Raw genomic sequence first — 14,624 nt, 5'->3', positions numbered from 1 at the left:
TATGATTACACCGCGCTGCGCAGCGGATGCTGTTTATTGTTTATAAAATCTTTAATCATGGATACCGTCAATACCGGCGGCGAGAAAGGCGGCATCGTTCCTTCGGCCACCCGCCCGGCGAGCTGCTCGCAAAAGCGCTCAACCTGATTAACCGGATACCCGGCAATATCCTGGGCGGAGTAACGCCACCATCGTAGCGCCATCAGCTGCTCAATAATCGCCTCGCTGAAGCGCATGCGGATGATCTTCGCGGGATTACCGCCGACGATGGCGTACGGTGCGACGTCTTTGACCACCAGCGCGTTGGCGGCAATGACAGCCCCATCGCCAATAGTAATCCCCTGCGCCAGGGTGACATTCTGGCCAATCCACACATCGTTGCCGATGGTTATCGGCCGGGGCGTTTTTGCAAAAGGATAAAACTGGTTGGTCCTGCCGCTATCGGCAGCCAGCGTCGCCATCACGCCGGAATGATGGGCATAAAACACCGGGCTGGCGCTGGCCCACTCCAGGGGATGTCGGTCGCCGAGCACCTGTAACCGATCGGCAATCGACGTGTAGCGCCCCACGTTAATCAGCGCCGGCAGCAGGGTTCGCGTATAGCTAAAGGCGCCCAGCGAGGCCAGCCGTTCGCCGCAGCGTCCCCAGTAGGTGGTATAGGCCTCGGTGGCTAAGTTTTCCGGTATCTCAATCGACAGGTCGTCACGGTAAAAGGCGTGGCTACAGGCCAGCGTCTGCCCGCCGACAAAAATCCGCTGCGCCTGCAATAGTGGCTTAAGCTCCCCAAAGGCGATTTTCATTATCGATTTTCCCGCACAAAAGTATTCCCGGACAGCCGCTTAATCTCTCGATCATTGATAGCGTACCGATCCGCTCGCCGTGCGAAAAATCGTTATGACTTCTCTTTTTTGTGAGCGACAGCGCGAAAGCGACGGTCAGTTATACTCCAGCGCAAACGTCACCATGCTATTGGCGGTACCGGCGGTTACCGCGTCATCCGTCTGTACGTACTGGGCGTTAAAGTTGATATTTTCCGCCGCCCCCGCGCTGCTGGCGGTAATCCGCTTGAGTACAGGTAAGTTACTGGCCTCATTGATTTTGACGCCGGTTCCGGCGGCGGGCGCTGGGGCACTGTTATTGCCGTAGGTGAGCCTGACGCCCACACCGCTCGCGGAGGCGTTTGCTTTACTTAGCGCCAGAGTATCCGTTCCCCCGGATGGCGAGGTGACGCCAAAAAAGCCGATGCGGATATCGGTTGGCGTGGAGCAGAAGACCGGTATGGAGAAGCGCTTCGCGACGCCGCCGGTGGTGTTTTTGCCCTTAAACTCCGCTTTATTTACCGTGCCGAGGCTAACGTGAATATTCGCGGTTGAAACCTGACAGCTGCCGCTGCTGCCGATATCGACATTCAGCGCCGCCATATCGAGCGTGACCGGCGAGCTGGCGACAAAACCGCTGTGGCTGTCGGCCTGCTGCTGGATAGTGAGTTCGCCAATCTGCGGCTGCGCCGGAACGTTTGCGTGGTTGCCGCTGACCAGGGCGACATTACCGGTCTTATAAAACGTCACAAAGACTTTCACCACAATCTGCTGCTGGTTCAGCAGATTAGCCATCTCATTGCTGTCGCAAACCGTCACGGATTCCCCATTACCGGCCGCATGGCTGCCATCAATAAAGCGAACGGCGCCGCCGCTGCACTGGAAGCCCAGCGAGTATCCTATGCCGTCCAGCGCTGAGGGGAACACGTGCTGACCGCCGATTGACAGCGGCGTTGAGGCCGTTTTTAGCTGCCGATAAACCAGACGCTTTGCCGCCGCTTTCGGCACCTGAAGATCGCAGGAGAAATGAATCCCGCTGCCGTTATCCGCCATCATGCCGGTCATCTGGGTATTCAACGGCAGCGTGGGCAGGTACTTGATATTCTGGACGTTCACGGTCATCTGGCCGATATCTCCTCTGCAGGTTTCCGCCCAGCCGCTGTGGCTATAAATCCCCGCCATCAGCAGGAATAAAAACGATACTATGCGCAAAATCACCTCTGTGCAGACCTACTGGCAGAGGCCAGAGACGGTTTTAACCGGACTCTGCCCCTGCTGTACGGTATCGGTAAGATGGAAATGCAGCGCGCATCTCCGTGAGAGATTGTCGGCGTTCCAGGCGGCATCGAGCGTCCCTTCTTGCGGAATACCGCTCAGATAGACCTGCCCGCCATCCGCCACCATGCCGCCCGGCGCCGCGCCCCGATCGTCTTCTGCTTTACGCAAGCGAACGCTGGCGCCGAACGGCAGCGGGCCGTGGCTATCGCGAAGGGTAAACAGCACGCGGCTGCCGATGTGGGTCTGATAGTTTGCCTGCACCACCGCCCCGCCGCCGGGGATCACCGTCTGTCCTTCAAGTTCAACATCGGCATCGTCGGCCAGCGATTCGGTATCGAGCGTAATGGTGTTTTTGCGATACGCCGTCAGCGAGGGCACCACCGCATAGCCCCGCCAGTCGGTATGCACGTTGCTGCCGTTCTGAATCGCCACGTCGGCGGCACCCGGCGCGCGTACGATGGCAAAGCTTTCGCCGACGGTCTGACCCAGCGTCACGCCATGAGGATGGGCGACGATGGACCCCGATGCGCCGCAGGTCAGCTGATGGCTTGCGCTATCGCGGCGATAGCCGAGCTGCGCGGTTCCATAGCCGCCGTGGTAATCGAGCGATGCGCTGCTGTTGCTGCCCTGGCCGCCGTTAACGTAGCCCTGCTGAAGGGAGTAGTAGAGATTGGGATTGCGCGGAAGCGAACCGTACAGCGACGCCTGCTGCGAGGTGCGTCCGTTATTGTCGGAGGTGGTGCTGTAGCTAACCGCGCTCTCGGACAGCGGGCCGCCAAGCGGAATGCTCAGGTTCAAGGACCACGAGCGATCGTCTTTTTGGCGATCGGATGACTGGGTGTAGTAATAACCCACGCCCCACGAAACGCCTCGCCAGGCGCTGTAAAAACCGAGATGGATCGTTTCATCGCGGCTCTGGCGGTGCCAGTACTCCTGCGACCAGGCGGAAATCGCCAGGCTGCTCATACCGCCAAACGCCTGAGAAAGGGAGACCTCTTCGCGGCTGCGCTTGTTATCCAGCAGGCCATTGCGGCTCTCAAGCGCGCTGGCTTCGCTGAAGTCGTAATAACCGCCTGAGGAGTAGCGATAGCTGGCGAGGCTAAATGAGGTGCCGGTGCCGGCAAAATCCTTCTGGTACTGCACCCGTACCGAATGGCCGGCCGAGCGCTTTCCCGACGGCGTCGTGGTGTTCGCCCATGTCGCATCGCCTCCAAGCGATCCGAGCTCGCCAAAACCGCGCCCGACGCCGAGCGCCCACGACTGGTAATCCTGCGCCAGCTGGCTACCGCCGTAGAGCGTGAATTCAGCCGGTAGCCCATAAAAGAGCGTACCCTGCAAAAACGTCGGCGAGCGCGCCTGGCTCTGCTCCGAATGGTAGCGTCCGGCGCTCAGGCTGAATTTCACGCGTCCTTCCCGCAGCATAAACGGGACGGCTGAAAAGGGCTGGGTAAAGGTCCGCACCGAACCATCGCTCTCTTTTACCTGCACCTCGAGATCGCCGCTTTGCGCCGTTGGATAGAGGTCGTTTATCGCAAACGCTCCCGGCGAGACGAACGTTTCATAGATAACGTAGCCATGCTGGGAGATGGTGACTTTGGCGTTGCTGTGCGCCATTCCGCGGATCGTCGGGGCGAAGCCGCGCTGGCTATCCGGCAGCATTTCATCATCGGACATCAGCTGAACGCCGCGAAACTGCACGCTGTCGAAAACGTCGCCGGTCGTAAAGGTATCGCCCATCCGCAGCAGGCTTTTGAGTGACTTCAGGTCGCGCTGTAGCCAGGTACTCTGAGAATTCCAGCGCCGGGTCCGGTCATACTCCATCGACGAGACGTTACGCAGGCGCCAGGCACCGAGGTTAACCCCGCTGCGTAGATTCAGGTAGCTGGAGCGGCTGCTGTCATCCGTCTGCCGGGTTTGCGACCCGGTCAGGTTATAGTTAACAAACGCCGCCGGGATACCGTCATCCCAGCGTGCCGGATCCACGTCTCCGCGGCTTTGGGCGTTCATGGCCGCCTGGGGAATACTTAAGTTCAGACGCTGAGTGGCGAAATCAAAACGGCTGCTGGCATCGGGGATGTAGCGCTCGATGCGAGTAAACGTTTCTCCCTCATGCAGGGTATTAAACGCCGGGAAAGCGCTGACGTTGACGCCATATTCCGCCAGCTGCGCCGGGGTTAACTGCGGCCGCAGTTCGCCGTTGCTGTCGACAAATGTCACCTCGCCCTGGGCTATCTCCTGGTTATTCACCCAAATGCTGACCGGGTATGTCCCGGGCTGCTGGCCGCCAGCTTTAGCAAAATAGTGTAAATCAGCGGTCTTTTGCTGCGGATTAGTAAATTCTAATGCCGCCGGATCAAAGTAGTCCTCCGCCCGCACGATACCGCTTTGGTACAGCAGAAAAAGCGCCGTCGGCAATAATAAAATCCCGCCGGTTGGCGCCGCGATCGCCGAATAAACGGGAGTCATATCCGAAGTGTTATTTTTCACAATATCCTGACCAGGCGAAGCAAATTAATTACTGTTGCGCGTAATCCGTAATACCACCGAAGTCATTAATGGCGCGCCATTTAACTACCCCGGAATGAGTAATCGGCCACGCTTTATGTTCAAAGGGGCCAATCATGCCGGGTTGCGGAATATCTGTACCGCCAACCGAAATAACAAAAAAGGAGACAAAATAGGGCGTCGGGTTTTGGGCAACCAGCCTGGAACCTTCAATGTTAAACGTCAGCTTGCGCCATGCATCGTCAGGCTCGCCCGCCAGACCATTCGGGCGATAGAAGATCTTAAACTTTGATTTAATATTGACCTGAAGCTTGTTCACTTCATCTTGTTTCGTTGGAGCAATACTTTTCACATTGAGCCAAAAAACGGATTCGCGATCGGTGGGCAGCGTTCCACCAATATAGTTAATACGCAATACGTTCTGCTGTTCAGGATCGAGACGGAAAAGCGGCGGCGTCACAATAAAAGGCACCCGGCTTTTATTGTTTTCCGCATAGTTTTCTACCCACGATTGCACCAGATAAGGTGAATGAGTATCAGCATTGGTGACCGATATTGCGGCTTCACGTTTCCCTTCCTGATAAACAACACGGGTTCCTCCCATGACAATACCGGCCTGTGCCGCAGTTGATAGCAATAAAAAGGCTATCGCGGCGATCGTTCGTTTCATAATGACTACCGTCCGGGAATAATAAAAGCGGGTATCACTGCCTGAAGCTGATAAATAATCTGCATTAATTATGCCGACCCTATTTCAGCCGGGCGGCGGCTGGCGGCTTACCCGGCGTGGGAAGCCATGAATAACCGCAGCTTTACCCGCTTCCAGGGTATTAGTTGTAAACCATATTGAAGTTGGCCGTACCGTTGGCAGAACCGGCGGAAACCGCGCTGGTTGAGACATAGTCAGCAAAGAATTCCAGATCGGCGGTACCCGTTGCCGCGCCGCTCGCGCCAGCGGTAACGCTGTGGCCGCGTGAGACGGCGCCGAGATCAACCGGCGTCGACTTATCATCTTCATACAGCTTTATCGCTACCCCACTTGCGGTACCGTTAATCGCCAGCAGATCGCTATTGTTGGTATCGCGGGTACCGTCAAATAGCACCGAGACGGTGGTAACGGTAGAAGGACAATCTTTCACTTTGATATGGAAGGCGGTTTTGGTCGTTTCAGAACCTGCGCCGGTAAAATAGCTGCTCGCCCATTTCCCCAGATCGACGCTCTGATTTGCGCTGGTGCTATCAACATTACAGGAGGAATCGGTAATCGATCCGGTAAATTCTACCTGCCCACCCGTCCCCTGCGTGCCCGCATTAGAACCGGGGTTAACGGTCATTGCCGATCTGGCGGGTTGTGAAGGCGAGGATACTGCGCTAGCGGACACCAGAGCACCGACAAACATTGCCATAATACGAAATTGCGTTTTCATTATTCATCTCATCTCTAACTTATATTTTCGACAGATTGTGCGCGAGGGCTTAAGCCCCGGGCAAATCTGCGTGCAGATCCTCCATGTTAATAATATTCGCGTTCCGTCCGCAGGACATCAGGCAGCAAAAATAAGCTGCTTAATTGGCTATTTTGATAAAAAGAAGTTCTTCGGCGAAATTGATAAACCCTTTATTAAGGTAACAAATAAATACTATCCCTACCGATTACAAATCGCAATATTTTGTTATGTTAATGAAATGCTGTTTTATTTTACATATAAAGATAATATTAAAAACATTATGCGCATTGTTAATTAATGCAACCAAAAATCACGATACAATAACATCAAAAAGCAACATCAGGTGGCGTAATTTAACAACCACCCCTAATTTCACCGCGATTTTTCGGCAATAATTCTGTGAGCGGACTGGGTTTTTATAGAATATTAGGATAAATCTTAGATTGGCTTTTATCTTATTTTCGTTATCGAATAAACAATAATCACGCGAGTCATTATAAGCAGGAGATATTGATGACAAGTGTATTTCATCTGAAAGCCGGGGAGGAAAGATGAATAACAACACTTTCTTTGTGGAATAATAAACCCACAATCGATGCTGAAGATTGCGGGTTATCCTAAAATAAATAGCTGACAGAGACGATCAGAACAGGCCCAGCGGCGCGGTACCGTAACTCACCAGCAGGTTCTTCGTCTGCTGATAGGCATTGAGCGCCATCTTATGGGTTTCGCGCCCTACGCCGGACTGTTTGTAGCCGCCGAACGCGGCGTGCGCAGGGTAGATGTGATAGCAGTTGGTCCACACCCGACCGGCCTTAATGCCGCGCCCCATGCGATAAGCCAGGTTGGTATCCCGCGTCCACACCCCGGCCCCAAGGCCAAACTGGGTTTGGTTTGCAATAGCCAGCGCCTCGGCTTCATCTTTAAAAGTGGTGACGCCGATAACCGGGCCAAAGATCTCCTCCTGGAAGCTGCGCATATCGTTGCGGCCCTGAATCAGCGTCGGCTGAATATAGAAACCGTTATCCAGTTCGGCAGAGATGCTGGCGCGTTCGCCGCCGGTCAGGATCTTTCCGCCTTCATCGCGAGCGATCTTAATATAGGAAAGGATCTTATCGAACTGCTGACGCGACGCCTGCGCGCCGATCATCGTATCGGTATCAAAGGGGTCGCCGCGGCGAATTTGCGCCACCTTCTCCATGACCCGCGCCATAAAGGGCTCGTAAATAGACTCCTGAATCAGCGCGCGGGACGGGCAGGTGCAGACCTCACCCTGATTAAAGAAGCCCAGAACCAGGCCTTCAACCGCCTTCTCGATATACTCTTCTTCGCCTTCCATCACGTCGGCAAAGTAGATGTTCGGCGATTTACCGCCCAGCTCAACGGTACAGGGGATAATGTTTTCCGCCGCGCAGGCCATGATATGGCGGCCTACCGGCGTTGAGCCGGTAAAGGCGATTTTGGCGATGCGTTTACTGGTTGCCAGCGCTTCGCCCGCCTCTTTGCCAAATCCCTGAACCACGTTAAGGACGCCCGCCGGGAACAGATCGCCAATAATCTCCAGCAGCAATGTAATGCTGAGCGGCGTCTGCTCTGCCGGTTTCAGCACCACGCAGTTGCCCGCAGCCAGCGCCGGAGCGAGCTTCCAGGCGGCCATCAGCAGCGGGAAGTTCCACGGAATAATTTGTCCGACCACGCCGAGAGGCTCATGGAAGTGATAAGCCACCGTCGTTTCATCAATCTCCGCCGTGCTTCCCTCCTGCGCGCGCAGGCAGCCGGCGAAATAGCGGAAGTGATCGACCGCCAGCGGCAGGTCGGCGTTGAGGGTTTCGCGGATCGGCTTACCGTTATCCCAGCTCTCCGCTACCGCCAGATATTCCAGGTTGGCCTCAATACGGTCGGCAACCTGCAGCAGCAGATTAGCGCGGTGCTGAGCCGACGTTTTGCCCCAGGCGTCGGCGGCCCGGTGCGCCGCATCAAGGGCGAAGTCGATATCTTTGGCATCAGAACGCGGAAACTGCCCGATGTTGCTACCGTCGACCGGGGAGGTATTCATAAAGAATTCTCCACCGATGGGTTCAACAAATTTACCGTCAATAAAGTTACCGTAGGCTGACTTCAGTGAAACCAAAGCGCCCGGTGTGCCAGGATGAGCATAACGCATCGCGAATCTCCTTCATGTAGGGTTGAGGGCAGCGGCATATTAGTTTTGTACGGCGGCTCGCTGCGTCTCTCGTCTATTGCAGGGGTTATGCCATTTTTTATATTTTAAAAAAGAAATTAATTTTCAATGAATTAGATAGGTTACGTCACTTTCTGTCGCACAGAATCTCTCTTATGTGTCGCAAATCGCAACACCACGAAAACCATATAGCTACAATATTGCAACACAAATTAAACGACGAGGTGTCCCGTGCCAGGAAATCCGTTTGCCCTGACGCCAGAGATCGAAGCGAACCCGCTGCTCAGCGACTCCTGGTGCCGTAGCCAGCGCTATGGCCTCGACCCCGCCACGGATGACTTCCCTCGCCTGCACGCCAGCGAACTGGCCGACAGGCTCGCCAGACACAGCCGCCTGCAAACGCTGGCCCAGCCGGTCGTTAATGAGCTATCCCGCAAAGTCAACGCTCTGCAATCCGTCGTGGTTCTCTCTGACGCCAGCGGTCTGGTTTTGCAAACCTTTGGCGATACGCACGCCATGCAGAAAGCGCAGCGCTTCGCTTTAGCGCCGGGCAACCTGTGGAGCGAAAGCGGACGCGGAACCAACGCCATTGGCACCGCGCTGGCGATTGACGACAGCTGCGAAATCGATGGCCGCCAGCATTTTCTGACCAGTAACCAGGGTCTTTATTGCGCCGCCGTGCCGCTGCAAAGTCCCGATGGCAAAATAGCCGGGGTGCTGGATATCTCCGGCCCGGCCCGGTACCCGCACGCCCGCACGCTGGCGTGGGTAAAAGGCGCCGCGAAGCAGATAGAATATCTGTGGGTTAAACAGAGTCTGCATCCGCAACAGTGGCTGATGAGCCTGCATCCTCAGCTGGAAAAGCTCGACGGCGTCGACGAATGTCTGCTGGTCTTTACCGACAATGTGCTGATGGCGGCTAACCGGCTGGCGATGCGCGAGTTCTCACTTAACGCAGATCGGTTCGGCCACCTCACGTTCCAGCAGCTTTTTCCGCAGCTGCGGCAAACCGCCGTCAGCGTACCGCTGCCGCTCGTCGCCGGAGATCGAAACTACTATTACCGTCTACGCGCTCCCGTGACCGCTGGCGTGGCGGTGACCGCACGCCCCACCCTCGAGCTGCCTTTCTCCAGCCAGCGCGAAGGCGAAAAGCTGCTGCGCCTGCTTAACGCCGGGATTGGGTTGTGTATCGAAGGCGAAACCGGCTGCGGCAAAGAGTACGTCAGCCGTACCCTGCACCGGCACAGCCGCTGGAGCGGCGGCAAATTCGTCGCCATCAACTGCGCCGCGCTGCCGGAATCACTGATTGAATCCGAGCTGTTTGGCTACCAGCCCGGGGCGTTTACCGGCGCAAACAAAAACGGCTACATCGGCAAAATTCGCGAAGCCGACGGCGGCGTACTGTTTCTTGATGAGATTGGCGATATGCCGTTAACGCTTCAGACCCGGCTGCTGAGGATCTTACAGGAGAAAGAGGTCACGCCGCTTGGCGCCAGCCAGAGCTCGCCGGTTAATTTCGCGGTGATTTGCGCCACCCACCGCAATCTGGCGCAGCGCGTCGCGGAAGGGACCTTCCGCGAAGACCTGCTCTACCGCCTGCGTGAGTTTGCTTTAACGCTGCCGCCCCTGCGCGAATGGCCTGAACTGTCCGGGTTTATCCAACGATTGTGGCGCGAGCTGGGCGGAGAAAAGCGTCGCATCGCGCTGGCCCCGGAAGTTGTGCAACATCTGACGTCTCATCCCTGGCCGGGCAACGTCCGCCAGCTGCAAAGTGTGTTGAGGGTACTGCTGGCCCTCGCCGAAGAGGGTGAAACGCTGGGGATAGATGATTTGCCCCTGGAGTATCGAAGCCCGCCCGTCGCCCGCCCGCTGCGCGGGCTTCAGCAGCACGATGCGCAGCTGATTGCCGACACGCTGGCAAGCTATAACGGCAACATCAGTAAGGCCGCGCAGGCGTTAGGCGTCGCCCGCAGTACGCTGTATCGCCGTGCGGCCCGTCGCGGAAGCCATAGCGCATAGCCTTCTGATTCGCTCAGGGCGTGAAGCGCGGCGGTAGCCAGGCGAACAGGCGTCTGCTTATCGCTTCACACAGGGAGGTTAAGCGGTGCCCAATGCCCGACCAGATAAGCTTCGCGACGCAGACGCCGCAGGCTGAAACCAACGCCGCCCCCACCATGTCCAGCGGAAAGTGAACCCCAAGAAAGATCCGCGACCAGGCCACAGGCAGCGCCGCCAGCAGCAGAAAGAGCCCCGCGGCGCGTGAACGCAGCGAGAGCAGTGCAAACGCGGCGCTAAACATCACCGTGCCGTGGTCGCTCGGGAAAGAGTTATCCGCCGGATGATTTATCCAGGTATGGCCGAGCGGGATCATAAACGGCCGCGGATGAAACAGCAGCATTCCGCAGATCGATCCCAATCCCAGCGCGATCAGAATACTCAAGGTACAAAACAGCGCCTGCCGATGACCCTGCCGCCCGCCGGAAAACCACAGCCAGAGCAGAATGGCCGGAACCACAAAGATGATCCCGCTAGCTGAAAAACGCGCCAATGCCAGGATCGCCTCCGGCGTGCCGGGCGATGCGTTCAGCGCTAAAAAGGCGCTTTGATTAAGGGTTTCCAGTGCGTTCATGGCGGTAGCTCGCGACAGTCATATTTCCGTCATTATCGCCACCCTGGCTTAAGTTACGCTTAACCCGGCGCTCAAGAATCGTCCTGGTTTTGGCCACGCTGCTTAGCCACAGCGGCAGCCATTGCTGGCGTAATACGCTTTTTTATTTTAGACTTTATTAAATTTAGAAAAGACTAAAATAAATGAATACACCCGAACAGCTACAGGCCAGCGCCGGCGAAGCCGCCGCGCTGCTGAAAGCCATGAGCCATCCCAGCAGGCTATTGATTCTGTGCATGCTATGCGATGCGCCGGGCACCAGCGCCGGCGAACTGGCGCGGATAACCGGGCTGAGCCCCTCCGCAACTTCCCAGCATCTGGCGCGGATGCGTGATGAAGGCCTGATCGGCTGCGAACGTCAGGCGCAGCGCATTCACTACTTCATTACCCGGCCAGCGGTTCAGCAAATCGTCGCCGCGCTGAAGTCAATCTATTGTCCTTAAGGAGCCTTTATGCCTATTGCTACTCTTTCGCCTGCCGAAGCCCAGGCGCTCGTCGCCCGGGGCGGCCGGCTGATCGATATCCGCGATGCCGATGAATACGCCCGCGAGCATATTCCCGGAGCGGAGCTCGTGCCGCTGGCGACGCTGACGAATGGCGCAGCGCTGCACGCCAGTCCCGAAGAGACGATTATTTTTCACTGTCAGGCGGGATCGCGCACCCAAAATAACGCGGCCCGTCTGGCGCAGGCCGCCGCACCGGCGCAGGTAAAGCTGCTGGCTGGCGGAATTCAGGCGTGGAAAGCGGCCGGTCTGCCGGTGAAAGAGGATAAATCACAGCCGCTGCCGCTTATGCGTCAGGTACAGATCGTCGCCGGCGCCCTGATTTTGCTTGGCGTCGCTTTAGGTTATGCTTTCAGCAGCGGCTTTTTTCTGCTTAGCGCCTTCGTCGGCGCCGGCTTAACCTTTGCCGGTATTACCGGGTTTTGCGGTATGGCGCGTCTTTTGGCTTTGATGCCCTGGAACCGTCGCTAGCCTCTACCTCTTTTGAGAGACTGTTGGTAACGCTTTTGCTGAGCTATGGTTATGTCAGCGAAAAGATTCATCAGCACACAGGAGAAGCAGTATGTTTTCAGTCGGTGACCTGGTACAACCGCGCGCGGGTGGGCCAAAACTTAAAGTCGTTGAAGTCCAGGACGATCGCATTATTGCCGTTCAGGCAAGCAACGAGCAGGGTGAGAAATATACGCTGAAGGCCGCCGATGTGACGGCTTATAAAGAAGACGGCGATTTTGGCGTGTGCTGATTAAGCCGGCTAACGATAACGGTGGGTCTCCCCACCGTTTTCAATATTAGATCAGGAAGCTATCGAGGGATTTTCCCTCAGCCACCGCTTTAGCCAGCGGCTTCGGCATACGTCCCTGACCGGTCCAGGTTTTCTCGGCGCCGGTATGGTCGGTAAAACGATATTTAGCCGGACGCGGCTGGCGCTTTTTGCTCCCTTTCGGGGAAGCGCTGTTGTAGCCCGCTAATTGTTCAGGGGTAATGCCGTCAGCCATCATTAATTCCAGCCAGGTATTTATTTTTTCCTGATGTTCTGCGCGCAGCGCCTGAGCCGCCTGCTCCTCAGCGCGTTTTTCTTCAGTGACGGTCCTTAGCTTTGCCAGCATATCTTCAAGCACGTCAATGGAGAATTCACGGGACATGGCGCGAAGTGAACGGATATTATTCAATTTCTCTAATAGTAATGACATATAATTCAAAAAATTCCCAAATAGCAAATGAAACAAAGATTACGGCGCTAGTTTAATTGATATGATAATGTATTTCCAGCCTTTCACTAATTCCTGATATAGCACCAGAAATGTTTAGCAATTAATAAGGCAAACAAATCGATAAAAGCGAAATTATCAACACTGAATAAATTCTTTTGCAAATAATACTATTCACCAGGCAACGTCTTTATCTTATTACCTGTTTGCTCAGCAGGTTATCCGTATATTTACGGTTGCGCCTCGCAGGGCGCTACGGGCGCTTATAGAATAGTCATGCAAAAAATCCGAATGCCCACCCAGCAGACAAATCAGCATATAATGCTACCATTCCTCTTTTATACGTGTAAAAAACGCCAAAAGTGACACAACTCACACCGCTACGCGATTCTGTCGCGAAATCCCCCCTCACAACCCGGATTGGCTCTCATCCATATGACGTATTTATTTTACAACCAATTGAAAAACAATAAAAAAATCAACAAAGAGAACAAAAGTAGCGTAACGAACAAAAAATAGCCTGACGCAGAGTATTTTATCGACCAAAAGCCTTTAAATAAAAATTTATAGCTAGTTGCCTCTTTTAATGCAGAGATATAATCTACGCACATCAAAACAGGCACCCAAAAACGCTGAATAACCGCGAATCTTTTGGCATTATCGACTTCATTTTCGAGGAGCATACCAATGTTCTCTGCGCAGTCCCGCTTGCGTCATGCGGTAGCAGACACCTTCGCGATGGTGGTGTACTGCACCGTTGTGAACATGATGATCGAAATTTTTCTCTCCGGAATGACCTTCCAGCAGTCGTTATCTTCGAGACTGGTGGCGATTCCGGTGAACATTATTATTGCCGTGCCTTACGGTTTTTATCGCGATTTCGCGATGCGCCAGGCGCGCCGCATTAGCGCGTCCGGCTGGATGAAGAATATTGCGGATGTGGTGGCCTATGTGACGTTCCAGTCGCCGGTATACGTCGCGATTTTGCTGGTTGTCGGCGCCGACTGGCATCAGATCGCCGCGGCGGTAAGTTCCAACATCGTGGTATCGATGATGATGGGCGCAGCTTACGGCTATTTCCTCGACTACTGCCGCCGCCTGTTTCGCGTCAGCCCCTATCAGCAGGCCAAAGCCTGAGTTGATACAAAAAAGCGACTGGTTCAGCCAGCCGCTTTTTGTCAGCTATACTGCGTTTCGCCAAACAGGCCACTCAGAAAACGCTCAAGCGCCATGCGCGAACTGAACCCGTGTGGAATACCATAATGCTGCTGAGCATCGCCCGCTAAATAGAGCGGGAACTGCTCGTAGTGATCGCAGGTTTTGATATCCGACGCGGGCTCCGCAAGCGTTGTGCTGCGCTCTTTTAAAGCCGGATGAATAATTAACGCGGTACGCCCCATACGAGCTTCACGGTTCACATAAACATAATTATCGCCACGGCGATAGCCGTACGCTTTTTGCGTCACAACATCCATGGTGAAGCCGGCTTTTTCAAGAACACGCGCCACCTCATCGGGTCTTAAATACATACTCATTCCTCATTATCTTTTACCGCACGTTAACCTTACCTTATTCATTAAAGGCAACGCTTTCGGAATATTCCATAAAGGGCTATTTACAGCATAATTCAAAATCTTGTCCTACACTTATAGACTCAATGGAATTAAGGGAGAAACCAATGGCCAACCGAGCAAACCGCAACAACGTAGAAGAGAGCGCTGAAGATATCCATAATGATGTCAGCCAATTAGCGGATACGCTGGAAGAGGTGCTGAAATCATGGGGCAGCGACGCCAAGGACGAAGCGGAGGCCGCGCGTAAAAAAGCGCAGGCGCTGCTGAAAGAGACCCGCGCGCGGCTTAACGGCAATAACCGCGTTCAGCAGGCGGCGTGCGATGCCATGGGCTGCGCTGACAGCTACGTGCGCGATAAACCGTGGCAAAGCGTCGGCGCCGCAGCTGCCGTTGGGGTATTTATTGGCGTATTGCTGAATTTACGTCGATAATAAAACAGC

Annotated in this window: 15 protein-coding genes; 6 read left to right on the top strand and 9 right to left on the bottom strand. The window is 55.0% G+C overall.

Annotation, left to right across the window (positions count from 1 at the left end; all coding sequences use genetic code 11):
- Positions 1–5 precede the first annotated feature (5 nt).
- The 6 genes from ABLU87_RS12975 to ABLU87_RS12950 form a co-directional block, all read right to left on the bottom strand.
- Positions 6–800: a CatB-related O-acetyltransferase gene (locus ABLU87_RS12975; protein WP_014226484.1), complete on the bottom strand. Its 795-nt coding sequence runs from the start codon at positions 798–800 to the stop codon at positions 6–8.
- A gap of 135 nt (positions 801–935) precedes the next feature.
- Positions 936–2,000, bottom strand: coding sequence for a fimbrial protein (locus ABLU87_RS12970; protein WP_064375310.1), 1,065 nt, complete (start codon positions 1,998–2,000; stop codon positions 936–938).
- A 48-nt stretch (positions 2,001–2,048) separates the two neighbouring features.
- The gene (locus ABLU87_RS12965) at positions 2,049–4,583 is read right to left on the bottom strand and encodes a fimbria/pilus outer membrane usher protein (protein ID WP_122117147.1); all 2,535 of its coding nucleotides are present in this window, start codon (positions 4,581–4,583) and stop codon (positions 2,049–2,051) included.
- 28 nt (positions 4,584–4,611) lie between these two features.
- Positions 4,612–5,271 (bottom strand): molecular chaperone, encoded by a 660-nt coding sequence (locus tag ABLU87_RS12960; RefSeq protein ID WP_122117148.1) that lies wholly within the window; start codon positions 5,269–5,271, stop codon positions 4,612–4,614.
- A 160-nt stretch (positions 5,272–5,431) separates the two neighbouring features.
- On the bottom strand, positions 5,432–6,028 hold the full coding sequence (locus ABLU87_RS12955) for a fimbrial protein (RefSeq protein WP_122117149.1): 597 nt from the start codon (positions 6,026–6,028) through the stop codon (positions 5,432–5,434).
- Between the two features lie 664 nt (positions 6,029–6,692).
- Entirely contained in the window at positions 6,693–8,213 is a 1,521-nt protein-coding gene (locus tag ABLU87_RS12950) for an aldehyde dehydrogenase family protein (RefSeq protein ID WP_004853428.1), read from the bottom strand.
- 249 nt (positions 8,214–8,462) lie between these two features.
- Here ABLU87_RS12950 and ABLU87_RS12945 point away from each other — a divergent pair, with 249 nt between their 5' ends.
- Positions 8,463–10,250, top strand: a complete 1,788-nt coding sequence (locus tag ABLU87_RS12945; RefSeq protein WP_122117977.1) for a sigma-54-dependent Fis family transcriptional regulator — start codon at positions 8,463–8,465, stop codon at positions 10,248–10,250.
- Positions 10,251–10,263: 13 nt separating this feature from the next.
- On the opposite strand, the gene ABLU87_RS12940 is transcribed toward ABLU87_RS12945, so the two are convergent.
- Positions 10,264–10,860, bottom strand: a complete 597-nt coding sequence (locus ABLU87_RS12940) for a phosphatase PAP2 family protein (protein WP_025107295.1) — start codon at positions 10,858–10,860, stop codon at positions 10,264–10,266.
- A gap of 182 nt (positions 10,861–11,042) precedes the next feature.
- Here ABLU87_RS12940 and ABLU87_RS12935 point away from each other — a divergent pair, with 182 nt between their 5' ends.
- The 3 genes from ABLU87_RS12935 to ABLU87_RS12925 all read left to right on the top strand — a co-directional run bounded on the left by ABLU87_RS12935 (position 11,043) and on the right by ABLU87_RS12925 (position 12,144).
- Positions 11,043–11,342: a metalloregulator ArsR/SmtB family transcription factor gene (locus ABLU87_RS12935; RefSeq protein WP_014226491.1), complete on the top strand. Its 300-nt coding sequence runs from the start codon at positions 11,043–11,045 to the stop codon at positions 11,340–11,342.
- Positions 11,343–11,351: 9 nt separating this feature from the next.
- Positions 11,352–11,873, top strand: coding sequence for a rhodanese family protein (locus ABLU87_RS12930; protein WP_014226492.1), 522 nt, complete (start codon positions 11,352–11,354; stop codon positions 11,871–11,873).
- Between the two features lie 91 nt (positions 11,874–11,964).
- Positions 11,965–12,144, top strand: coding sequence for a hypothetical protein (locus tag ABLU87_RS12925; RefSeq protein WP_014226493.1), 180 nt, complete (start codon positions 11,965–11,967; stop codon positions 12,142–12,144).
- Positions 12,145–12,190: 46 nt separating this feature from the next.
- Here ABLU87_RS12925 and stpA read toward each other — a convergent pair whose 3' ends face one another.
- Positions 12,191–12,592 (bottom strand): DNA-binding protein StpA, encoded by a 402-nt coding sequence (gene stpA, locus ABLU87_RS12920; protein WP_014839288.1) that lies wholly within the window; start codon positions 12,590–12,592, stop codon positions 12,191–12,193.
- Positions 12,593–13,297: 705 nt separating this feature from the next.
- On the opposite strand from stpA, the gene alaE reads away from it, so the two are divergent.
- The gene (gene alaE / locus ABLU87_RS12915; protein WP_004853442.1) at positions 13,298–13,747 is read left to right on the top strand and encodes an L-alanine exporter AlaE; all 450 of its coding nucleotides are present in this window, start codon (positions 13,298–13,300) and stop codon (positions 13,745–13,747) included.
- Positions 13,748–13,788: 41 nt separating this feature from the next.
- On the opposite strand, the gene ABLU87_RS12910 is transcribed toward alaE, so the two are convergent.
- Positions 13,789–14,139 carry a DUF2002 family protein gene (locus ABLU87_RS12910; RefSeq protein WP_004123942.1) on the bottom strand — a complete coding sequence of 117 codons (351 nt, stop codon included), beginning with the start codon at positions 14,137–14,139 and terminating at the stop codon, positions 13,789–13,791.
- A 149-nt stretch (positions 14,140–14,288) separates the two neighbouring features.
- Between ABLU87_RS12910 and ABLU87_RS12905 the strand changes: the two genes are divergently transcribed.
- Positions 14,289–14,615, top strand: coding sequence for a DUF883 family protein (locus ABLU87_RS12905; RefSeq protein WP_004123945.1), 327 nt, complete (start codon positions 14,289–14,291; stop codon positions 14,613–14,615).
- The last annotated feature ends 9 nt before the right edge of the window (positions 14,616–14,624 follow it).

The sequence above is a fragment of the Klebsiella sp. CB_Kp196 genome, assembly GCF_040061575.1.
In the GTDB taxonomy this organism is placed as follows: Bacteria; Pseudomonadota; Gammaproteobacteria; order Enterobacterales; family Enterobacteriaceae; genus Klebsiella; species Klebsiella michiganensis.
This window is presented reverse-complemented; position numbering and strand designations above follow the sequence as displayed.